This is a genomic window from Streptomyces sp. NPDC057428, from assembly GCF_042803195.1.
GTDB lineage: Bacteria > Actinomycetota > Actinomycetes > Streptomycetales > Streptomycetaceae > Streptomyces.
The window spans coordinates 133,332-153,991 of record NZ_JBHVCT010000004.1; the positions used below are offsets into that span (position 1 = coordinate 133,332).

At 71.4% G+C, this 20,660-nt stretch carries 19 protein-coding genes and 1 pseudogene; 10 read left to right on the forward strand and 10 right to left on the reverse strand.

From position 1 onward, the window contains the following. Window positions 1-17: 17 nt before the first annotated feature. Together ACFU5K_RS02955 and ACFU5K_RS02960 are read right to left on the reverse strand one after the other, a co-directional pair. Window positions 18-542 (reverse strand): ATP-binding protein, encoded by a 525-nt coding sequence (locus tag ACFU5K_RS02955; protein ID WP_384055937.1) that lies wholly within the window; start codon window positions 540-542, stop codon window positions 18-20. A gap of 315 nt (window positions 543-857) precedes the next feature. Then, on the reverse strand, window positions 858-1,205 hold the full coding sequence (locus ACFU5K_RS02960) for a hypothetical protein (protein ID WP_384055939.1): 348 nt from the start codon (window positions 1,203-1,205) through the stop codon (window positions 858-860). A gap of 228 nt (window positions 1,206-1,433) precedes the next feature. Here ACFU5K_RS02960 and ACFU5K_RS02965 point away from each other — a divergent pair, with 228 nt between their 5' ends. Further along, on the forward strand, window positions 1,434-2,567 hold the full coding sequence (locus ACFU5K_RS02965) for a PLP-dependent cysteine synthase family protein (protein WP_384055942.1): 1,134 nt from the start codon (window positions 1,434-1,436) through the stop codon (window positions 2,565-2,567). A gap of 72 nt (window positions 2,568-2,639) precedes the next feature. On the opposite strand, the gene ACFU5K_RS02970 is transcribed toward ACFU5K_RS02965, so the two are convergent. The 3 genes from ACFU5K_RS02970 to ACFU5K_RS02980 all read right to left on the reverse strand — a co-directional run bounded on the left by ACFU5K_RS02970 (window position 2,640) and on the right by ACFU5K_RS02980 (window position 5,155). Next, the gene (locus ACFU5K_RS02970; protein WP_384055944.1) at window positions 2,640-3,773 is read right to left on the reverse strand and encodes a PP2C family protein-serine/threonine phosphatase; all 1,134 of its coding nucleotides are present in this window, start codon (window positions 3,771-3,773) and stop codon (window positions 2,640-2,642) included. Window positions 3,774-3,817: 44 nt separating this feature from the next. After that, the gene (locus tag ACFU5K_RS02975; RefSeq protein WP_384055946.1) at window positions 3,818-4,252 is read right to left on the reverse strand and encodes an SRPBCC family protein; all 435 of its coding nucleotides are present in this window, start codon (window positions 4,250-4,252) and stop codon (window positions 3,818-3,820) included. 72 nt (window positions 4,253-4,324) lie between these two features. After that, window positions 4,325-5,155 (reverse strand): DeoR/GlpR family DNA-binding transcription regulator, encoded by an 831-nt coding sequence (locus ACFU5K_RS02980; protein WP_384055949.1) that lies wholly within the window; start codon window positions 5,153-5,155, stop codon window positions 4,325-4,327. 311 nt (window positions 5,156-5,466) lie between these two features. Between ACFU5K_RS02980 and ACFU5K_RS02985 the strand changes: the two genes are divergently transcribed. Continuing rightward, window positions 5,467-7,800: a hypothetical protein gene (locus ACFU5K_RS02985; protein WP_384056017.1), complete on the forward strand. Its 2,334-nt coding sequence runs from the start codon at window positions 5,467-5,469 to the stop codon at window positions 7,798-7,800. Here the strand turns inward: ACFU5K_RS02985 and ACFU5K_RS02990 are convergent. The 4 genes from ACFU5K_RS02990 to ACFU5K_RS03005 form a co-directional block, all read right to left on the reverse strand. Further along, complete coding sequence (locus tag ACFU5K_RS02990; protein WP_384055952.1) at window positions 7,770-10,217, reverse strand: right-handed parallel beta-helix repeat-containing protein; 2,448 nt, start codon at window positions 10,215-10,217, stop codon at window positions 7,770-7,772. The genes ACFU5K_RS02985 and ACFU5K_RS02990 overlap by 31 nt on opposite strands. Window positions 10,218-10,422: 205 nt before the next feature. Next, window positions 10,423-11,040 (reverse strand): hypothetical protein, encoded by a 618-nt coding sequence (locus ACFU5K_RS02995; RefSeq protein WP_384055954.1) that lies wholly within the window; start codon window positions 11,038-11,040, stop codon window positions 10,423-10,425. A gap of 131 nt (window positions 11,041-11,171) precedes the next feature. After that, a complete protein-coding gene (locus ACFU5K_RS03000; protein ID WP_384055957.1) occupies window positions 11,172-11,996 on the reverse strand; it encodes an MOSC domain-containing protein in 825 nt (274 codons plus the stop codon). A 36-nt stretch (window positions 11,997-12,032) separates the two neighbouring features. Continuing rightward, entirely contained in the window at window positions 12,033-12,515 is a 483-nt protein-coding gene (locus tag ACFU5K_RS03005; RefSeq protein ID WP_384055959.1) for a DUF6643 family protein, read from the reverse strand. A 531-nt stretch (window positions 12,516-13,046) separates the two neighbouring features. On the opposite strand from ACFU5K_RS03005, the gene ACFU5K_RS03010 reads away from it, so the two are divergent. From ACFU5K_RS03010 to ACFU5K_RS03025, 4 genes and pseudogenes are all read left to right on the forward strand, one after another. Next, complete coding sequence (locus ACFU5K_RS03010) at window positions 13,047-13,424, forward strand: transposase domain-containing protein (RefSeq protein WP_384055962.1); 378 nt, start codon at window positions 13,047-13,049, stop codon at window positions 13,422-13,424. Between the two features lie 48 nt (window positions 13,425-13,472). After that, window positions 13,473-13,990: pseudogene (locus tag ACFU5K_RS03015) on the forward strand (transposase); the annotation flags it as partial. Between the two features lie 78 nt (window positions 13,991-14,068). Continuing rightward, complete coding sequence (locus ACFU5K_RS03020; protein WP_384056020.1) at window positions 14,069-14,386, forward strand: hypothetical protein; 318 nt, start codon at window positions 14,069-14,071, stop codon at window positions 14,384-14,386. 54 nt (window positions 14,387-14,440) lie between these two features. Continuing rightward, window positions 14,441-15,721: a TerD family protein gene (locus ACFU5K_RS03025; RefSeq protein WP_384055964.1), complete on the forward strand. Its 1,281-nt coding sequence runs from the start codon at window positions 14,441-14,443 to the stop codon at window positions 15,719-15,721. Window positions 15,722-15,764: 43 nt separating this feature from the next. Here the strand turns inward: ACFU5K_RS03025 and ACFU5K_RS03030 are convergent, their stop codons facing one another. Continuing rightward, a complete protein-coding gene (locus ACFU5K_RS03030; protein WP_384055966.1) occupies window positions 15,765-16,946 on the reverse strand; it encodes a glycosyltransferase in 1,182 nt (393 codons plus the stop codon). Between the two features lie 58 nt (window positions 16,947-17,004). Here ACFU5K_RS03030 and ACFU5K_RS03035 point away from each other — a divergent pair, with 58 nt between their 5' ends. The 4 genes from ACFU5K_RS03035 (at window position 17,005) to ACFU5K_RS03050 (ending at window position 20,658) form a co-directional block, all read left to right on the forward strand. Next, the gene (locus ACFU5K_RS03035; RefSeq protein ID WP_384055969.1) at window positions 17,005-17,796 is read left to right on the forward strand and encodes a glutamate racemase; all 792 of its coding nucleotides are present in this window, start codon (window positions 17,005-17,007) and stop codon (window positions 17,794-17,796) included. 69 nt (window positions 17,797-17,865) lie between these two features. After that, window positions 17,866-18,438, forward strand: a complete 573-nt coding sequence (locus ACFU5K_RS03040; RefSeq protein WP_384055972.1) for a hypothetical protein — start codon at window positions 17,866-17,868, stop codon at window positions 18,436-18,438. Window positions 18,439-18,537: 99 nt separating this feature from the next. After that, entirely contained in the window at window positions 18,538-20,169 is a 1,632-nt protein-coding gene (gene lnt, locus ACFU5K_RS03045; protein ID WP_384055975.1) for an apolipoprotein N-acyltransferase, read from the forward strand. A gap of 9 nt (window positions 20,170-20,178) precedes the next feature. After that, window positions 20,179-20,658 (forward strand): NUDIX domain-containing protein, encoded by a 480-nt coding sequence (locus ACFU5K_RS03050; RefSeq protein WP_384055977.1) that lies wholly within the window; start codon window positions 20,179-20,181, stop codon window positions 20,656-20,658. The last annotated feature ends 2 nt before the right edge of the window (window positions 20,659-20,660 follow it).

The window sequence follows — 20,660 nt, forward strand, 5'->3', positions numbered from 1 at the left end:
CCGCGCCGCCGGGCCTGTCAGCCGACCACGGTCGACCGGGCCCGCTTTCGTACCGCTGTCGGCTCCAGGAGCCCCACGACGTCCGTGGTGAAGGGGCCGTCGGTCGTCGACCCGTACACCGGGAGGGTGGGCAGGGCGGTGGTGAAGGATGGGGCGGGCAGGGTGAACCAGATGACCTTCCCCGCGTCATCGCTCGGTCGCATGCCCCAGCTCTCGCTGACCGCGGCGATCATCGCCAGTCCGCGCCCGGAGGTGGCGGACGAGTCGGCGTCGCACACGGTCGGCAGCCGGGGGTCGTGGTCGTGGACGGAGACCGTCAGCCGGTCGAGCAGCAGCTCGATCTCGACGGTGCACGATTTGTCCGGCTGTGCATGCCGGTGGACGTTGGTCAGCAGTTCGGTGACACCCAGCGCGGCATGGTCGATCAGAGGATCGAGATGCCAGTAGCGCAGTTGCGCCGAAATGATTCTGCGGACCTGACCGATCCGCGACGGCAGGGCCTGGAGCTCCACCGCGCAGTGCCTGCTTGGCTCGCTGATCACGGCTGCGACTCCCCGAAATAGGTCCGGAAGAAGACGAAGAAGCGGATCCAGCAGATGGCTGACTGCTGTTTCTGGTCATGCGTGGTCCGCCCTGGCGGCTTCCGGCGGCGGCTTTCGCTGTCACCACCGGTGCACCATCAGTGACGTGTGACCAGCGTGACTCAGGGGATTGGGCTCCGCAACTCGCGGTGTCCACAGCGTGCCGCAGCGTCCGCGGTGCCCGTGCAACTCCCGGAGCGGGCACGGCGTCGAGGCCGTCCGCCGAATCGGGGCCCGCGGCCACGTGCGACGTTCACGCCGGGACGACCCCCGGCGTCAGGACCTCCGTCCCGCGGCGCTCCGCAGCGTCTCCAGGAATCTGCGTACCGGAAGGGCCCCGCCCGGCCTCCGGTTGCGCTGCCCCATCGTCAGCCGGTAGCGGACCCCGTTGAGCCGTGCGATCGCGGAGTCGGCCGACAGGAACCAGGCCTTCCCGGCGCTCACCGCCGACAGCGGTGCGCTGTCGATCTCCCGGCCGTTGCTCGTGAGCAGCGCCAGCCGCCCGTCCTTGACGATCACCTGCCCCGCCCGGGTGAGCGACCGCGCCCACCGCTGGATCCTGACGTCGTTCGCGACGAACTCGGCAGTGTCGAACTCCGCCGCGCTGAATTCTGTTTCGGCCATGACGACTTCGCCCCCCTTGTGCCGGCTTCTGCAAGTCTGCCCGGCCGCGGGCGTGCGCACCAGACCGCGACGAGGCCGGTTCCGGGCGGTTGTGCCGGCCGGACGGCGGGACTCCGCGACACGTGGGCCAAGGGAGGGCTATGAGCTGTCAAAGTAAACGTTTGTGCAGGTGGGGGGAATATCGTGGGGCCTCCGGAGCACCTCAGTCACCCGAAGGAGACCCCGCTGATGGACACCAGTGAGCCGAGATCCGACGGTGACGTCATGGCGACCGTGGACACCGACCGCAGCGACCCCGACTACCGGGCGTGGCTCAAGGAAGCCGTACGCAAGGTCCAGGCCGACGCCAACCGTTCGGCGGACACCCACCTCCTGCGCTTCCCGCTGCCGGAGCACTGGAACATCGACCTCTACCTCAAGGACGAGTCGACGCACCCCACCGGCAGCCTCAAGCACCGGCTGGCCCGGTCGCTGTTCCTCTACGGACTCTGCAACGGCTGGATCCGCAAGGGCAAACCGGTCATCGAGGCATCCAGCGGCTCGACGGCCGTATCGGAGGCGTACTTCGCCAAGTTGATCGGTGTGCCGTTCGTCGCGGTGATGCCGCGCACCACCAGCCCCGAGAAGTGCCGCCTGATCGAGTTCCACGGCGGGCAGTGCCACTTCGTCGACGACGCCCGCCGGCTGTACGAGGAGTCGGCGGCCCTCGCCGCAGAGACCGGCGGACACTACATGGACCAGTTCACCTACGCCGAGCGTGCCACCGACTGGCGGGGCAACAACAACATCGCCGAGTCCATCTACCAGCAACTGCGGATGGAACGGTATCCGGAGCCCGCCTGGATCGTTGCCACCGCCGGGACCGGTGGCACGTCCGCGACCATCGGGCGCTACGTCCGTTACATGCAGCACGACACACGCATCTGCGTGCCCGATCCGGAGAACTCCTGCTTCTTCGACGGCTGGACCCGGCACGATCAGCTGGCGACGAGCGACCGGGGTTCACGCATCGAGGGCATCGGCCGCCCCCGGATGGAACCGAGCTTCGTGCCCGGAGCCATCGACCGGATGATGAAGGTGCCCGACGCGGCGAGCGTCGCCGCTGTCCGGGTGCTGGAGCGCACCATCGGACGCAAGGCCGGCGGCTCGACGGGAACCGGGCTGTGGAGCGCGTTCAGGCTGGTGGCCGAGATGGTCGCACGGGGCAGCACCGGCAGCGTCGTCACACTGCTCTGCGACCCGGGCGACCGCTACCTCGACAAGTACTACTCCGATTCGTGGCTCGGCGATCAGGACATGGACATCCGGCCGTACATGGAGACGATCGACCACTTTCTGGCCACCGGCACCTGGCCGGCCTGATCCGGCCGGTGGCCTGTCATGCCGGGCGCGCCATCGCGGGACCGTCACCACGGGCCGGTCGCTGCGGGCTGGTCATCCTGAGTCGGGAAGGCGTTCGACCGCGACGACGGCCGCGTCGTCGCCCAGGTGGCCGCCCGCATGTCGCAGCAGGTCCGTGCGCACCCGCTCCAGCAGGAGTTCGGGTCCGAGGCCGGTCCACGAGGCCGCGCGCTCGGCGAGCGGGTAGAAGCGCCCGGACGGGTCGCGCGCCTCGGTGACCCCGTCGGTGTAGAGCAGAAGCGTGTCGCCGGGGCGGAAGGCGAACACGTCCTCGGTGGGGCCGGCCCCCGCCAGGGGGCCGACCCCGAGCGGCGGCCCCGGTTCCGTCGCGTGCAGCGCCCGTACCCGCCCCTGCCGCAGCAGCAGGGGCGGTGGGTGCCCGCAGCTGACGAGCCGCAGATCGGGACCCTTGTCGGAGACGTCCAGCACGGCCGCCGTCACGAAGGACTCGGCGATGTCGTGCTCCTCGGTCCGGTCCTCGCTCTCGTTCAGCGAATCGATCCGGTGGGCCGCGACACCGGTCTCCAGGCGGGCGACCAGATCGGGCAGGTGTTCCTCCTGGCGGGCCAGCGCGCGGAAGGCGCCCAGCACCCCGGCGGCGCCGCTGATCGCGTCGAGGCCCTTGCCCCGGACGTCGCCGATGATCAGACGTGTCCCGCGATCCGTCCGCGCGGCGGCGTAGAGGTCGCCCCCGAGCTGTGCCCCCTCCTCGGCCGCAAGGTAGACGCAGGCGAGGCGCAGCGGACCGCTGCGCTGGGGCAGGGGCCGCAGCACACTGCGCTGGGCCGCCTCGGCCACGGTCCGCAGCCGCACCGTCTCCGCCGCGTCGCGCACCCGCAGGTGGGCGAAGAACGTGACGATCGCCGAGATCAGGAACAGGGCGACGATCTGGTACATGTGATTCAGGTCGGTGATGCTGGAGCGCGTGACGGCCACGATCGCCTGGGCCAGCACCGCGACCCCGCCGACGAACGCCGTCAGGCGCGGCCCCGCGAACGACGCGGTGAGCGCGGGTGCCGCCACGAGGAACGGCCCGAGATGAACCTCGGGCGGAACGTTGATGTCGATCACGGTCACCACAGCGATCAGGACGAACGGCGCCGCGACGAGTACCCTGCGCGGCCGGTCACCGTCCCGCAGCCTGTCGGTCCATTGCCACAAGCCCATGAATCCGGGATACCTCACCGGCCCACGCACCGCCCCTCGTGCGGTCAGTCGTCGAGCAGCATGCGCAGGGCCCGCCCGAAGACCCGGCGGCCCGCCCCGGCCAGCACCGGATCGGCCCAGCGGGGCAGTAGCCGTACGCGCAGTTCCTCGACCCAGATCACATGCGAGCCCGACCCCGTCGGACACACATCGATCGAGGCCCGGCCACGCACCAGGGAGCCCCGCTTCTCCAGCCTGCACAGGCCGGCTCGCCCCGACGCGGGAGGCGTCCACCGGACCACTTCCATCGGATCGTCGAAACCCAGCGGACCCAGACCGGTGCGGGCGACGAAGAGTGTGCCGGCCCGCGTGGGCGGCGCAGTCGGGACCGTGATGGAGGTGAACGGAACCGTGTCGCCGTGCCGCTCCCAGTCCGTCACCCGCCGCCACGCCTCGGCGGCGGGGAGGGGCGAGAAACGCTCGATGCGGAAAACGGCCACGTCCCGATCCTAAGCTTAGGACGTCCGGGCCCCAGGAGCCGGGAGCGGAGGATCCGGACCCGTCGCGGCGGACTACCGCTCCGAAGCCTCGCCGGCCACCATGAGCCCCGGAAGATGCTCCTCCATCTCCTGGCGTGCGTCGTCCGGCAGGCCGGCGTCCGTGACGAAAGCGTCCACCTCGTCGAGCGTCGCGAATGAACTCAGCCCCACCGTGCCCCACTTGGTGTGGTCGGCTACGACCACGACCCGCCGGGCAGCCCGTACGAAGCGCCGGTTCGTCTCGGCCTCCGCGAGGTTCGGCGTCGAGAGGCCCGCCTCGACCGAGATCCCGTGCACGCCGAGGAAGAGCACATCGAAGTGCAGAGAGCCGATCGCACGGTCCGCGACCGGGCCGACCAGCGAATCCGAGGGCGTACGCACCCCGCCGGTGAGCACCACCGTGGCCGCACCGGCCCGTGCGCCACCCGTCGCCGTCGGCCACTGCGCGCTGTGGAACACATCGGCGACCCGGACCGAGTTCGTCACGACGGTCAGCCCCGGTACATCCAGGAGATGCGCGGCCAGCGCGAACGTGGTCGTACCGCCGGAAAGTGCGATCGCGCTGCCGGGCACCACCATGGCGGCGGCCGCGCGAGCGATGTCCTTCTTGGCGCTGAGTTCCAGCGTCGACTTGGCCTCGAAGCCCGGCTCGTGCGTGCTCGCCTCGACGACCGGCACGGCACCGCCGTGCACCTTTTCGATGACGCCCTGGCGCGCCAGCGCGTCCAGGTCCCGGCGGATGGTCATGTCGGAGACGCTCAGCTTGCGGGTCAGCTCGTTGACCCGGACCCCGCCGCGCTTGCGCACATCGTCGAGGATGAGCGCACGCCGCTGCTCCGCGAGCAGGTTCTGATTCTCGCTCAACGCCGGGCCCTGTCCTTCCCTCTGTCCGCACGGTCCGGCAGCGGCCTGCGGGACGCCCTCATCCTGCCACGCACACCGGCCGGCCGGGTCACTGGGGAGATTCGGTGAGAGTGGTACGGCGGGTGCCGCGCATCCGGGATGGTGGTGACTGGGCATCAGCTCACAGCCGTCCGTCCCCTTCCCGTCGCCGTGCGGCGTCCGCACCAGAGAGTGAGTCACCGAAATTGCCCCCTGTCCCGCAGACTGCCCCGAGCGGCGGCGCCGCACTCGAGCTGCTCGTCCACGGCGTCGGCGGAGCCACCCCGCAGGAGATGCTCGGCGACCCGCGCACGACCCGGATCACCGGTGACGCCACGGCGGCGATCCATCGGCGCACCGAGGACGTCGCAGCCGAGCAGCACCCGGAACGCCACCGGGAAGGACCCGTCGCCGAGGCCTACTGCTGGTCCAACCTCACTTCCGGCAACGGTTCCCGGGCCCTGTGGCTGCTGCTCCTGCCGTTCATGGTGGTCAACCTCGCCCACTGGATGCGGCCCTCCTCGCAGGGGAGCCCCCGGACGGTCCGGCTGTACGGACTCCTCGTACGCATGGTCGCGCTCAGCCTCACCGTGCTGCTGACCGCCGCGGCCTGCGAGGTTGCCCTCGACCTCGTGGCCTGGCAGTGCGCGGGGATGCCCGGATGCTCGGGGCAGCGCTCCTGGCTCGGGTTCCTGTCCACGCGGCGGGACGGATGGTTCTCCCAGCCCGGGCGCAGGCTCTCCGTCGCCGCGATCGTACCCGCGGCCCTGGTCGGCCTGCTCTGGTACCTGTCCAACCGCACCTGGAGCGCCTACGAATCACAGCGCCCGTTCCTGCCGGACGAGTCCGGCCGCACCGACGCACCCACCGGCGAGGACGCGGACGAGCACGGGACCTCCGACACCGGGGAGGCTTCCAGGCCGGGCGCCCCTCCGGTGCGCCCGGCCCTCGGCAGGCCCGGCTTCTGGTACGGCCGCCGCCTCGTGGCCCGACTGCGGGCCGCCCACACCGCGGCCGGGTTCCTCACGGTCGCGGCGACCGTCTCAGGGGCCGCCGCCCGGCACGACCGCGACGCAGGCAGCCCCGTGCCCGAGGCGATCGGCGCGCTGGTCCAGACCGGTCTCGTCCTGTGCGCCCTCACCGTGGTCGCGGTGGTCTGCCAACGGGGGCGCAGCGAGCGACGTCTCGACCACCGGCTGGACCGGGCGCTCACCACTTTCCTGCCCGGCACTGCGCTGGTCCTGCTGGTGGCCTGTGTCGTCTACGCAGGGTGGTCGCGCCCCGACTGGGTCTCCTCCGGCACCCTCCCCGGGGAGTCGGCCTTCCGCGCCCTCACTCTCGGCCAGGGCCTGCTCGTCGTCGTCCTCGCGTCGGTGGCCCTGCGGCTCAACCGACGCCGGCCGGAACCGCGCACCACGCTGCTCGGCCTGGGCGGGCCGGCCGTCGCCATGCTGGCCTGCGCGCTCGGCGGGGTGATGAGCGGCGGGGTCTCCCAGCGCGTCGCCGACTGGCTCGACGGCCCCGGTACCCCTGGGATGGGCGCGGGCTCGGCCATAGCGGGTCCGCCCGTGCTCCTCAGCTGGCAGGCGTCGGTCATCCCGGTTCTTCTGGTGCTCCTGCTCGTCCCCCTCACCTGGCTGGCCGTCCGCACCCTGCGGCACGCCCGCCGGATGGGACCGGGGATCGAGGCCGAGTACGGAGAGGAGTGCCCCGACCCCGGCCGGACCCGGCGGATCGCGCGGATCCGGGCCACGGCCGCACTCACGGACTCCGCGCCCGGAATCCTCGGACTGCTCTCCGGGGCCACGCTGCTGCTCGGCGTGGGAGCGGTCGCCGGGTCCTGGCTCACCGGCCGCGTTCCCGGCAAGGCGATGGACGACGCCGGCCCCTTCCTCGAATCGCTCGCCGAAGCCGCGCAGGCCACCGGATCCTGGCTGATCGGCTTCGGCGCCGTACTGTTCGTCACCTGGGGCCGTCGTGCCTACCGCGACGTCTCCGCCCGGCGCACCATCGGCATCCTCTGGGACGTGGGGACGTTCTGGCCCCGCGCCGCGCATCCCTTCGCACCACCCTGCTACGCCGAGCGCGCCGTCCCGGACCTGTCCTCCCGGATGTGCGCGTGGACCGGCCACACCCGAGGCAGGCTCGTCATCTCGGGCCACTCACAGGGCAGTGTCCTGGCGGCAGCGGCGGTGTGGCAGCTCCCCGACGCCGTTAGGCGCCGGGTCGCGCTGCTGACCTACGGCTCGCCGATCGAGCGCCTCTACGGGCGCTGGTTCCCGGCCTACTTCGGGCGTGTACCCCTGGAAGGGCTGCACGGGTCCGTGCACTGCTGGCGCAATCTCTGGCGCGCCACGGACCCGATCGGCGGCCCCGTACGGATCGACGAGGGGCAGGGCCACGAGGTGGACCGCGGCCCGCTCAGGGACCCGCTGGTCTACGGCCGCACGGCCGAACACCCGCTTCCCGAACCGATCCTGGGGCACTCGGACTACCAGGCCGACCCGGTGTTCGCAGTGGAGCGGGCCGCACTCCTGGAACGGCTGGTGCCCGTGGTGCCGCAGCAGACGGGCGTCCGGGACCCCGGCGCGCAGGCTCAGGGAAGCTCGGGGAGATCCTCGGGATAGAGCATGGTCAGGTCGTCGGTGCTGGGCTCGGCGAGCTGGGCGACCCGGCCCGCGTGCCGCTCGACCATCGACTCGAAGGTCTGACGCGCCGTACGGCCGTTCCCGAAGGCCGGCCCCTTGGGAAGCGCCGTGAAGTACTTCAGCAGCGCTTCTCCGGTGCCGTCCGCCAGGCTGTACTCGTGCTCCTCCGACTGCTGCCCGACGATCCGCAGCAGTTCCTCGGGCAGGTAGTCGCTGAAGGTGATGGTCCGCGAGAACCGCGACGCCACACCGGGGTTGACCGTGAGGAAACGCTCCATCTCGTGGGTGTAGCCGGCCACGATCACCACCACCGCGTCGCGGTGGTCCTCCATCAGCTTCACCAGGGTGTCGATGGCCTCCCGCCCGAAGTCGCGGCCCGAGTCCTCCGGCGACAGCGCGTACGCCTCGTCCACGAAGAGGACCCCGCCGCGCGCCCGGTCGAACGCCTCCTGCGTACGGATGGCCGTGGAGCCGATGTGCTCCCCGACCAGGTCGACACGCGACACCTCCACCAGATGACCGTGCTCGAGGACCCCGAGCGAGGCCAGGATCTCGCCGTAGAGCCGGGCCACCGTCGTCTTGCCCGTACCGGGGGAGCCTGTGAAGACCAGGTGCCGGCGCACCGAGGCCGCCTTCAGACCGGCCAGCCGGCGGCGGCGGCCCACCTCGATCATGTCCGTCAGGGCCCGTACCTCGCGCTTGACGCTGTCCAGGCCCACCAGCGCGTCCAGTTCGCCGAGGACGGCGGCGGAGTCGCGCACCGGTTCGGTCGGAGTGGCGGGGGCGGGAGCCGCCTCCGGCTCGGTGCTCCGCTGTCCGGGCATCGCACCGAGGAGCCCCGGCGTCGTACGGGTCGCGGTCAGGACGGCGGGGACCGGCGGAGCAGTGGTGCCACCGCGCACGCCGCTCTCGTCGCTGGTGCAGTCCTGGGCGACCGGGCCGCCGGTGTGGCCGTCCCCGTGTGCCGAGCTCTCGGGGAACTCGTAACCACCGCGCGCGCACCGTTCGGTGCGGCACCGTGTCAGGGTCGATCGGCAGCCGTCCATCACGTGGAAGCCGTATCCCTCGCTCCCGGTGACCCGGCAGCTGTCGAAGGTGCCGCGGCCTTCGGCGGACACGTAGAAACCGGCCTCGGCGGGCGAGGTGACCGTGCACCGCTCGATCGTGGGGTCGGCGCCCTTGGTCACGATGACACCGGTCTGCGCCGCGTCGATGGTGCAGTTGTTCAGGGTGCCGCCGCTGCCGTGATCGCGGAACCACGCTCCGGTGGACGCCTCACGGATGCGGCAGTCGTCGAGCTGGGCGGTCGCCCCGTCGCTCACCGAGACGGCGGTGTTGCGGATCTGGGACAGGTCGCTGTCCACGACGTCGGCGCGTGAACCCCGGTCGAGCACGAAAAGTGCGTCGGGCACGTCGTGGACGCGGCACGAGTCGAGTATGACCGTCGCCCCGTCGCTCACCCAGACCGCCGGATAGTCGCCCGTACTGTCGTGGATCTCGCACTGGTTGGCGTCGACCCGGGTCCCGGGGTCCCACACCGAGAGGCCGTTGCGGCCGAACCTGCGCACGGTGGAGCGGGTCAGGGTCAGCACCGAGCGGGAGCGCAGATCGACCGCGTTCTCGGGGATGTCGTGGATGTCGCAGTCGGCGAGCGTGAGGACCGCGTCGGTGTCCAGGGTGACTCCGTCGGCCGACGTGCGGTGCACCGTGCAGTCCGTGAGGTGCGCGGTCCCGCGCGAAGTGACCTGCACCCCGCTGCCCTTGATCTCGTACACCTCGCAGCCCACGGCCTCCAGAGCGCTGCCTTCCCCGGTCACGCTCAGCCCCGCGCCGCTGGAGTGGTGCACGCGGCAGCGCTCGAGCCGGGGATGGGCACCGTCGCGCACCCAGACGCCCGACTGCCCCGCCGAGACGACCTCGCACTCCTCGAACACGCCTCCCGCGCCGTCGAGTACGGCGATGCCCACGCCGGCCGGGTTGTCGACGGTGCAGCGCCGGACCGTGGGCCTTGCCGCCCCCCGCACCTCGATGCCGGCGGCCGACCTGGTCGCGATGCGCAGATCGGACAGTTCGGGCGCGCCTTCCTCCACGAGCAGCGCCGGGGCGGCCGAGTCCTGGCCCTCCACGTGCAGATCCTGGATGACGGCGGACGCACGGACGGTCAGGGGGACGCCGTCGGCGGGGGCGATGCGAACGGAACCGACGGATCCCTCGGGGCCGCGCAGGGTCACCGCGCGGGAGACGACGAGGTTCTCCCGGTAGGTGCCGGGAGCGACGGTGAGGACGTCACCGTCCGCTGCGGCCTCCAGGGCGGCGTTGAGGGAAGCGTATTCGCCCGTGCGGCGGCGCCAACGCGATGTGCCGGTGTGCGTCACCTGGACCGTGCCCTGTGCCATGGTGCTGCTGTGCCCCCGCCTCGTGCCGTTTGCGCTGCCTCGTGCCGTCTGCCCGAGCCACCCGTGGCAGGGCAGCTCTCCGGCCCGCCTGCCGAGGAGTCGGGCGGGCCGGTCCACCGTAGCGCGCGTGACGCGCGCGAGTTGACTGGTCGGCCGCCGAGGAGCCTTGTTCGAGGGTGCGCGAGGGCGGCGCGTACACCGGGGATCAGCTGCCTGTACCGGTCCTGCCCCAGTCGGGGCCGACTTGGGCCCAGGCGCGGTCCAGCCTGGTGTACCGCCGTTGCATCATGCGCCATACGACGAGCCGCCGGGCCGTTTCCGTGAGACCGGCGGCGACCAGTGCGGTGCCGACTCCGGCCAGCACGGCGTGGGTGCGCGCCGTGACGGAATCCATGGGACGCGTCGCGGGGAGCCCCCGCTGGTCCGTCCAGATCCGGATCCTGGTGCCGGGCGTCGTGACGGCGGACGTCGCCGACACCTTGCCCGTGCGCGCGGTGCCGTCGGGATCGCGCCACCGGGCCACCACGGACGTGCGGGTGGAGTCCTCCGTGACCGCGGACTCGGGGTCCTGCGCGAAAGGCGACCGGCCCGAGGCCTTGCGGACCACGACAGCCGGAGTGAGCTGGCGCTGTGCGTGCTGGGCCCGCACCGACTGCTGGAGCGCGTCGTCGGTGAGCGAGCCGGTCAGCCAGCCGAGCACCGGCGCCCCGAGGACCACCAGCAACAGCGCGGCCAGCGCGACCCATGCCTCATGACGATCGGTGGGCCGGCACACAGGATTGCCCCGCCACCGCCGGATTCCCAGAAACGCTTGCACAGCCATGCACCCCCTTCCCGTCCGTGATAACCCCGCAGGGCCTCGGAAAAGTCCGCCGACGCCGAAGAGAGGGCAACCTCACTACGCCAACACACCTCGTGTACCCGCGAGTTCCCCGGGCACCACGCGGTCTCACGTCAGCCGAGAACCCGCACCGGGTCGCCCACCCTGATGACGCCCGTCCCCTCGGGAACCAGGTTCTGGCCGAAGAGGAGATCCTTCCCGGACCGGCGATGGCGGGCGAGAGTCCGCAGCGGCTCCTTGCCACGCTCCGCCGTCCGCTGGTCGGTGGTGGTCACGACACACCGCGCGCACGGCTTCGCCACGCGGAAGACGACCTCCCCGACGGAGATCCTCCGCCAGCCGTCCTCGTCCCAGGGCTCCGTGCCGTCCACCACGACGTTCGGCCGGAACCGGTTCATGGGCAGCGGGCCCTCGTCCGCATGGTCGCCCTGCTCGATCAGGGCGTTCAGGGCGTCGAGCGAGGCGCGCGCCGTGAGCAGCAGCGGGAATCCGTCGGCAAGGGAGACGGTCTCGCCCGGCCGGCCGAACTCCGGGTCCACGGGCCTGCGGTACGACGGCTCGTCGAGATGGACGAGCCGGACCTCCGTACCGAGGTGCGCGCTGAACCAGTCATGGGCGGCCGGGCTGCCCTCCACCACTTCGACCTTGCTGCGGAACAGCTCCGCGAGGACCGTGGGACCCCCTCCGGGCACCTCGACGTCCAGCGTCGCGCTCCCGGGCGCCGACAGGGCCACGCCGCCCCCGGGCAGCGCTTCGGCGGACAGCTGGGCCAGACGGGGCTGCTGACGCTGGGTGACGACCTTGTCGTCGCCGTCGATCAGCATCCATCGGCGGTCGCCGTCGAGTCCCCATGGCTCGACGACAGCCGCGTCCGCCGTGCGGGCGGCCAGCGACTTGACTGGGTGGATGTATACAGCACCGAGTGAGGGAGAAGGCATGCCTCCATTTTGCCAGTCCCGACCCGTGATGCCCGGTCAGTACCCCCGGCCACCCTGGTACGGGCGGTTGTACGGCTCCTCGTACGGAGACTGCGCGGGCGCCGGCCGCGGGGAGGCGGGGCGCATGGCCTCGTACCCCGTGCTGGGACGCTGCGGCTGCTGCTGGTAGCCGCGCGGCGCCGAGGGCTGCTGGGGGATGTACGGCGCGGGCGCGTGCTGCAGCTGTGCGGGCTGCATCATGGGCGCCTGCTGCATCCCGGCGTTCTGGTACTGCGGCTGCGACGCCTGCTGCGGGTAGCCGTACGACCCGTTCTGCTGAGACGGCGCCGCGGGCAGCGCCGGGAGTGCCGAAGGCAGGGCCGGCAGGTAGCTGTTCCCGGTGTCGTAGGCGGCGGGAACCCGTATCGGCGCGATCTGAGGGGTTCCGCGCTCGGCGACCAGGGAGTCGTAGATCGGGGTGTCGGGGAACGACGGCGCGGCGTAGTAGCCGCTGCCGTAGGTGGAGCGGGGGGAGGTCATGACACATAAGTTAAGCCCACGATGTGCCGGTTGGGGAGACCCAATCTTGGGGTTATCCGTTTTACGCTGCTTTTGTCGCCCGACCTGCCGGGAGATCGCTAAAGCCTCTGCTGACAGACGGACTTTCTCATCGGTCCGGGGGGCTAACAAATTGTGGCGGGCGGGCTACAAAGGGCGACATTCGATGTCGCCTTCTCCCGGCGCGGGGGATGTGGGGGGACGTCCCGCACCGGGGCGCGGCCCCCGGCTCCGGCCCTCCTGGCCGGCCCTGTCGCCGACGGCTCTGCCGGAGCGCAGGCAGGGTGACCGGTCAGTGCTCACCAGGGCAGGTGCGAATCCTAGGCCCAATGCCGTTCGGTTAGAGGTTCGATCTGCGGCGCAATGCTCGGCGTTTCGGCTGGTGATACGGGTGCAGCCCTTGTAGTGGTTCTCGGGTCCGCCAAGACTCGCGTTCCTCCACAAGGGCTGCCTGTGTCCGATTCTGTCATTACGCATGCCCCCGGTGTGTTTGCCGTGGGGCACCTGGGCGAGTTGACCCAGGTTGTTCCGTTCCATCTCGTCGATGAGGCGCTCGCATCCGCGGGTGGTCTGCAGCAGCGGGTGCGGCGGCTGCCGTCGCGGGTGGTGGTCTACCTCCTGCTCGCAGGCGCGCTGTTCACCGGCCTGGGCTGGACCGGGATCTGGTCCCGGCTGACCGCCTCACTGCCCGCGCCGCTGCCCGTACCGGCGGGTTCATCGATCACGGCCGCGATGCGACGGGTCGGCCCCAAACCGTTGAAAGCACTGTTCGACCTGGTCAAAGGCCCCGCAGCAGTGACCGCGACGCAAATGACACGGTTCGCGGGCAGACTGGTGATCGCGATCGACGGCACCCAGATCGCCCTGCCGGACACACCCGCGAACCTGTAAGTGTTCCCCAAGGCGAAGGCAGGACAGAACGGGCCGACCGGATGCCCGATGCTGCGTCTGGTCACGCTGGTGGCCTGCGGGACCCGAACCCTCCTGGACGCCGTCTTCGGCACTGACGCGACCGGCGAGCTGACCTACGCCCGCGACCTGGCCACCACCGCGGGCGCGACCGGAGCGCTACGGCCCGGAACGCTGCTGCTGGGCGACCGGAACTTCTCCGCCACCGCCTTCGTGAGCACGGTCGCCTCCACCGGCGCGGACTTCCTCATCCGCGCCAAGACCACACCACAGCGCTCAAGCTGCCGATCCGGCGCCGGCTGCCCGACGGCACGTTCCTGTCCCGCATAGGGGAAGTCACTGTCCGCGTCATCGAGGCCACCATCACTCTCACCCCCACCGACGGCACCGGCAAGCGCCCCGTCACTCATAGCACCTACCGGCTCGTCACCAGCCTGCTCGATCCGGACGAGGCACCCGCCACCGCACTGGTCAGGCTCTACCGCGAACGCTGGGAAATCGAGACCAGCTACTGCGAGCTGAAATCGACCATCCTCGGTGGCAGAGTCCTGCGCGGACGCTACCCAGCAGCCGTCACCCAGGAGACCTGGGCACTCCTGGTCGCCTACCAGGCACTACGCACCGCGATGAGCGACGCTGTCCTGCACCGGCCCGACATCGACCCCGACCGCGCCGCATTCACCGTCGCGCTGAACACGGCACGTGACCAGATCAACCGTGCGGCCGGCATCATCGCCCACACCCGGATCGACCTCGTCGGCCGGATCGGCACCGCCATACTCAACGGCCTCCTACCCGCCCGTCGAGAACGGTCCCGGCCCCGCGTGAAGAAACGAGCGATCAGTTCCAAGTACCGCGCCGTCGGCCGCGACATCGACCACCGCACCCATAGGACCACCGTCCACATCGAGATCAGCACGTTGCCAAACCCATCAGACGGCTAACCGAACGGCATTGGGATTAGGTTGGCGTAAACGCTCCGGGCAGCCGGACTCGTGATGGGGGCGAGCATGACCATGCAAAAGGGAACCAACGTCGCGGTGCCGGCGCGTGCCGTGCGGATCGAACTGGGCCGGCGCACATCTCCCGGGACGCCCGACGTGGACGGTTCGGCGTTGCTCACGGTGTCCGGGAAGGTCCGCAGTGACGCCGACTTCGTCTTCTACAACCAGCCGGTGCACGGGTCCGGCGCGGTACGTCACGAGGGCAAGCGGACAGCGGGTGACGTCGTCACCGACAGCCTCGCGGTCGACTTCGCACGGATGGAGCCGGCCATCGACCGTGTCGTCGTGGCGGCGTCGGCGGACGGCGGCACGTTCGGCCAGGTGGCCGGGCTCCATGTCAGGATCGTGGATCAGGCCGACGGCTCCGAGATCGCACGCTTCGACACCGCGGACGCCACCGTGGAGACCGCCTTCATCCTCGGTGAGCTCTACCTGCGGCAGGGCGCGTGGAAATTCAGGGCCGTGGGCCAGGGGTACGACACCGGGCTCGCGGGCCTCGCCACGGACTTCGGCATCTCGGTGGACGAGCCGCGGCAGCCCGCGACGGCTGCGCGGCCCCCGGCGCCACCCGTCACCCATCGCGCGGCCCCCGCCCGGCCGCCGGCGCCCCCCGCCGCACCGCCCGTCACGCAGCCCGTCCGTCTGACCAAGGTCACTCTGACGAAGGAGGCACCCACTGTCTCCCTCTCGAAACAGGGCGGCACGTCCGGAGTGCTCCGCGTCAATCTCAACTGGGAGGTGCGCAAGCAGTTCAGGGGCTGGGGAGCGAAACTTGGCAGAGCCGTCGCCGACCACGCCGATCTCGACCTCGATCTCTGTGCCCTCTACGAACTCACGGACGGCAGCAAGGGAGTCGTGCAGGCGCTCGGAAACGCCTTCGGATCCCTGGGGCAGCCGCCCTGGATCCACCTCGACGGCGACGACCGCACCGGTGCGGTCTCCACGGGTGAGAACCTCACGGTCAACCTCGACCACAAGGACCGGCTCCGCCGCGTCCTGATCTTCGTCACCATCTACGAGGGCGCCCGGAGCTTCGCCGACCTGCACGCCACGGTCACCCTCCAGCCTCAGAACGGCGCAGCGATCGACTTCTCCCTCGACGAGTGCACCGTGCCGTCCACCGTCTGCGCGCTCGCACTGATCACCGGAAGCGGGGGAGACCTCACGGTCCAGCGCGAGGCCCGCTACCTCGTGCCCCAACGCGGGGTCAGCCCGCAGCGGACCATAGACGCCGCGTACGGCTGGGGCATGAACTGGACCCCGGGCCGCAAGTGAACCCGCGTAGTGCGGCCCCGCGACCGGACTTGGCCGACCGGGCTCAGGGTTCCGGCGCGGGCTCGGGACGGGCGTACGTACGCCCCTTCCAGGCCGCGCCGGCCCCCCGGTAGTGCCGCACCGCTGAATCGACCGTCATCAGCAGATAGAGGACGGCGGTGAAGGGCAGCAGCGGCGCCAGCCAGAAGGACTGCCGGTAGTACCCCAGCATGGGCAGGTACGTCCCGGCCATCACCGCCCAGGCCGCCCCGCCTGCCGTCGCCGTCACGTGGTCGCCCGTCGCCAGACCCGCGCACAGCGTGACCGGCGGCACCACGTAGACCAGGCCGAGTCCCAGGACCGTGCCCGCCAACAGGACCGGACTGTGCCGCAGTTGCGCGTACGCGCTGCGCGAGACCATCCGCCACAGGTCCGCCAGACGCGGATACGGACGCACGCTGTCCACCCGTTCCGCGAGCCCCAGCCAGATCCTGCCGCCGGTCCGGCGCACGGCACGCGCGAGCGACACGTCGTCGATCACCGCCTGACGGATGGACTCGGGGATACCCGCACGCTCGGCGGCGTCCGCGCGCAACAGCACGCAGCCGCCCGCTGCCGCGGCGGTCCGCGCGCCCGTCCGGTTCACCCACCGGAAGGGGTAGAGCTGCCCGAAGAAATAGACGAAGGCGGGCACGACCAGCCGCTCCCACACACTCGTCACCCGAAGTCTGGCCATCTGGGACACCAGGTCGAACCCGTCCGCCTCCCCGCACCCGGCCGCGGCGACGAGTTCCCGGAGGCTGTCGGGTTCATGTGCGATGTCGGCGTCCGTCAGGAGCAGGAACTCGGGTTTGCCCTGTCTGGCCAGCGCCATCCCGTGCCGCAGGGCCCAGAGCTTGCCGGTCCAGCCCTGTTCCGGTTCACCCGGCGACACCACCGTGAGCGGCAGCCCTCCGCACCGTACGGACAGCGCACGCGCCAGTTCACCCGTGCCGTCCTCGCTGCAGTCGTCGACCAGGAAGATCTCCGCGTCCCCCGGGTAGTCCTGGGCGAGCAGCGAGGTGAGGCTCACCGGCAGGACCTCGGCCTCGTCCCTCGCGGGCACGACCACGGCCACCGAAGGCCAGCGCGCCGGGTCCTTGCGGGCGGGGAGCCGCTGGTCGGTCCGCCAGAAGAAACCCTGGCCCAGCAGAAGCCAGACCCACACGGTCAGTGAACCCACGGCGATCCAGGCAAGGGCGCTCATCCGTCGAAGTGTGCCCCACTCCGGCGGCGCCGCAAGGGCCGTCGACTATGGTGACCGGGTGAAGATCGCACTCATGGACTCGGGAATCGGCCTGCTCGCGGCAGCGGCCGCGGTACGCCGACTACGGCCGGACGCCGATCTGGTGCTGTCCTCCGACCCCGGCTCGATGCCCTGGGGACCACGTACGCCCGAGGACGTTACCTTGCGCGCGCTCGCCGTGGCGCGAGCGGCCGCGGTTCACCGTCCGGACGCCCTGATCGTCGCCTGCAACACCGCCTCCGTCCACGCCCTTCCCGCGCTCCGTGCCGAGCTGGAACCGGGGCTCCCGGTCATCGGCACGGTGCCGGCGATCAAGCCCGCCGCCGCGGGCGGCGGACCCTTCGCCATCTGGGCCACACCCGCGACCACCGGAAGCCCCTACCAGCGCGGGCTGATCAACGACTTCGCCCGGGCGGTGGACGTGACGGAAGTGCCCTGCCCAGGTCTCGCCGACGCGGTGGAGCACGCCGACGAGGAGTCGATCGACCGGGCGGTCGCGGCTGCCGCGGCCCTCACCCCGGCCGATGTGACGGACGTCGTCCTCGGCTGCACCCACTACGAGCTGGTGGCCGACCGCATCCGCGCCGCTGTGGAGCGCGACCGGACGGGACGCGCTCCGCTGGTCCTGCACGGCTCCGCCGAAGCCGTCGCCGCTCAGGCCCTGCGCCGGATCGGGTCGGCTCCCGCTCCGTCGGCCGAACCGGTCGGAACTCTCACCGTCCTTCTCGCGGGGCTCGCCGCCGCACTGCCCGAACCCTCTCTGGCCTACGCCGAGGGCCTGCTGCTCAAGGCCGTCAGCACCGCCGTGTGACGGATTCGTCGCTCCGGAGGGCTCGCGCAGCCTCTCCCCGGCTGGCGGATCCTGGGTACGCTGCTCGGCATGACGGACCACCCCGCCAACGTGAGCCACGGTTCCAGCCAGACCCCGGCCATGGTCTGGACGGGACGGGCAACCAACCGCTTCCAGTGGCTGCTGGCGGCCGTGGGCGCCGCATGCCTGGCGCTCGGCGTCCAGCTCGCCGTCGACTCGGCGTGGAGTGCGGGAATCGCCCCCCTGCTGATGTCCGTCATCGGGTGTGTCCTCGCGGGGCTGCTGATCCTCTTCGGGACTCTCGCCTTCGTCCATGTGGCAGTCAAGGTCGACGGCGACGCCCTGGAGGTGCGCTGCGGCCACGTGGGACTTCCCAGGCGCCGTATCCTGCTCACCCACGTGGTGGGCGCCGACTTCGCACCCAAGGTCACCCCGCGCCAGTGGGGCGGCTGGGGCTACCGCTGGCGTCCCGAGAAGGGCACCGCCGTGGTCGTGCGCCGGGGTGAGGGGCTGGTGCTCCAGCTGGGTGACGGCAGGACCTTCACCGTCACCGTGGACGACGCGGAGGCCGCCGTGTGCTTCATCCGCGACCGGCTGCACGTCGCGTCCGCCGGAAAGATCACCGGCCGCTCGGGCTCCTGAGTCCGTCCGGGCACCGTGTGGTGCCCGACCCGGGCCATCGTTCCCGCCTCGCGGCCTCCGGGCCCCGGTCACCTTCCCGGCCACCGTAGACTCCGCCGGGTGAGCGCCACCATCACCACCGCCGAGCCGTCGCCCGCCCCCGTGTCCCGCAGCAGGAAGCTGTGGCCGCGGCTCGTCCGCCCGGCCGCAGCCGTCCTGTCCGGTGCGCTGCTCTACGCGAGCTTCCCGCCCCGGCCGCTCTGGTGGCTGGTACTGCCCGGCTTCGCCCTGCTGGGCTGGGTCCTGACCGCGCGCAGGGTGCGCGCGGCGTTCGGACTGGGTCTCCTCGCCGGGCTGGGCTTCATGCTGCCCCTGCTGCACTGGACGGGTGAGGAGGTCGGCCCCGTCCCGTGGCTCGCGCTCGCGTTCGCCGAGGCGCTGTTCATCGCCGTGGGCTGCGTGGGAATCGCCGCGGTCTCCCGGCTTCCGTACGCGCCGGTGTGGGGAGCGGCCGTCTGGACCCTGGACGAGGCGCTTCGGGCGCGTGTCCCGTTCGGTGGCTTCCCCTGGGGCAAGATCGCCTTCGGCCAGGCCGACGGCGGGTTCCTGCCGCTCGCCGCGCTGGGCGGTACCCCGCTGCTGTCCTTCGCCGTCGTGCTGTGCGGCTTCGGGCTGCTCGATGCCGCCCGCCAGGTGCGCCGCCACCGTGCCTCCGGCGCCGTGCCCCGCGCCGCGGTGGTGGCCGCGGTGGTCGCCGTCGCGGCTCCCGTCGTCGCCGCGCTGGCCACGCTCGCGCTCGTCGACGATTCGCCCGAGGACGGCACGGCCACGGTCGCCGCGATCCAGGGCAACGTGCCGCGCCTGGGGCTCGACTTCAACGCGCAGCGCCGTGCCGTCCTGGACAACCACGCCCGCCGGACGGAGCAGCTCGCCCGCGACGTCAAGGCGGGGAAGGTCCCGCAGCCCGACCTGGTCCTCTGGCCCGAGAACTCCTCCGACCTCGACCCCTACCGCAACCCCGACGCCCGCGACGTCATCGACAAGGCCGTGCGGGCCATCGGCGCGCCCACGGTCGTCGGTGCGGTCGTCACCCCCGACACGGGGCCCCTGCGCAACACCCTGATCCAGTGGGACCCGAAGAGCGGACCGGTCGACACCTACGACAAGCGGCACATCCAGCCCTTCGGTGAGTACATGCCGATGCGGTCCTTCGTGCGCCTCTTCAGCAAGGACGTCGACCGGGTGCAGCGGGACTTCGGTTCCGGCACGAAGGTCGGGGTGTTCGACCTGGCGGGCACCAAGGTGGGGCTCGTTACCTGCTACGAGGCCGCGTTCGACGACGCCGTCCGGGACACCGTCCGGCACGGGGGGCGGCTCATCGCCGTACCGAGCAACAACGCGACCTTCGGGCGCAGTGAGATGACCTACCAGCAGCTCGCGATGAGCCAGGTGCGGGCGGTCGAGCACGGCCGGTCCGTCGTCGTACCGGTCACCAGCGGTGTGAGCGCGGTGATCCGGCCGGACGGCACCATCGTGAAGAAGACGAAGATGTTCACCCCGGACGCGCTCGTCGACGAGGTCCCCCTGCGCTCCTCGCTCACGCCGGCCACGCGGCTGGGGACACTCCCGGAGGGCGTCCTCGCGCTCCTCGCGGCCGCCGGCCTCGGCTGGGCCATGGTCCGCTCCGTGCGCGCGGCGCGGGCCCGGAAGGGGGCGACGACCGGCCGGGAGAGCGCCGGAGCCGCCACGTAAGCTCGCAGCATGGCTACCCCCGACTTCATCCGCGACATCCGTGCGACCGCAGGCCACCAGCTGCTCCTGCTGCCCGGAGTCACCGCGATCGTCTTCGACGACGAGGGCAGGGTGCTGCTCGGCCGACGGTCCGACACGGGTAACTGGTCGGTCGTCGGCGGTATCTCCGAGCCCGGCGAGGAGCCCGCGGCGACGGCGGAGCGCGAGGTGTACGAGGAGACGGCCGTGCGCTGCGTGGCGGAGCGGGTGGTGCTCACCCAGGCCCTCAAGCCCGTGCAGTACGCCAACGGCGACCGCTGCCAGTACCTCGACATCACCTTCCGCTGCCGCGCCACCGGAGGGGAGGCGCGCGTGAACGACGACGAGTCGCTCGAAGTCGCGTGGTTCGACGTGGACGCCCTGCCTCCGCTGAGCGATTTCTCGCTGTTCCGGATCAAGCAGTCCCTGACTGACGGCCCCACCTGGTTCGAGCCGACCCCGGAGGCCTGACC

Excerpts from the sequence above, each read along its gene's own strand:
- ACFU5K_RS02960 (WP_384055939.1), bottom strand. The coding sequence starts at position 1,205 with ATGGCCGAAACAGAATTCAGCGCGGCGGAGTTCGACACTGCCGAGTTC.
- ACFU5K_RS02965 (WP_384055942.1), top strand. The coding sequence starts at position 1,434 with ATGGACACCAGTGAGCCGAGATCCGACGGTGACGTCATGGCGACCGTG.
- ACFU5K_RS02970 (WP_384055944.1), bottom strand. The coding sequence starts at position 3,773 with ATGGGCTTGTGGCAATGGACCGACAGGCTGCGGGACGGTGACCGGCCG.
- ACFU5K_RS02985 (WP_384056017.1), top strand. The coding sequence starts at position 5,467 with ATGCTCGGCGACCCGCGCACGACCCGGATCACCGGTGACGCCACGGCG.
- ACFU5K_RS02990 (WP_384055952.1), bottom strand. The coding sequence starts at position 10,217 with ATGGCACAGGGCACGGTCCAGGTGACGCACACCGGCACATCGCGTTGG.
- ACFU5K_RS02995 (WP_384055954.1), bottom strand. The coding sequence starts at position 11,040 with ATGGCTGTGCAAGCGTTTCTGGGAATCCGGCGGTGGCGGGGCAATCCT.
- ACFU5K_RS03000 (WP_384055957.1), bottom strand. The coding sequence starts at position 11,996 with ATGCCTTCTCCCTCACTCGGTGCTGTATACATCCACCCAGTCAAGTCG.
- ACFU5K_RS03005 (WP_384055959.1), bottom strand. The coding sequence starts at position 12,515 with ATGACCTCCCCCCGCTCCACCTACGGCAGCGGCTACTACGCCGCGCCG.
- ACFU5K_RS03020 (WP_384056020.1), top strand. The coding sequence starts at position 14,069 with ATGAGCGACGCTGTCCTGCACCGGCCCGACATCGACCCCGACCGCGCC.
- ACFU5K_RS03025 (WP_384055964.1), top strand. The coding sequence starts at position 14,441 with ATGGGGGCGAGCATGACCATGCAAAAGGGAACCAACGTCGCGGTGCCG.
- ACFU5K_RS03030 (WP_384055966.1), bottom strand. The coding sequence starts at position 16,946 with ATGAGCGCCCTTGCCTGGATCGCCGTGGGTTCACTGACCGTGTGGGTC.
- ACFU5K_RS03040 (WP_384055972.1), top strand. The coding sequence starts at position 17,866 with ATGACGGACCACCCCGCCAACGTGAGCCACGGTTCCAGCCAGACCCCG.
- ACFU5K_RS03050 (WP_384055977.1), top strand. The coding sequence starts at position 20,179 with ATGGCTACCCCCGACTTCATCCGCGACATCCGTGCGACCGCAGGCCAC.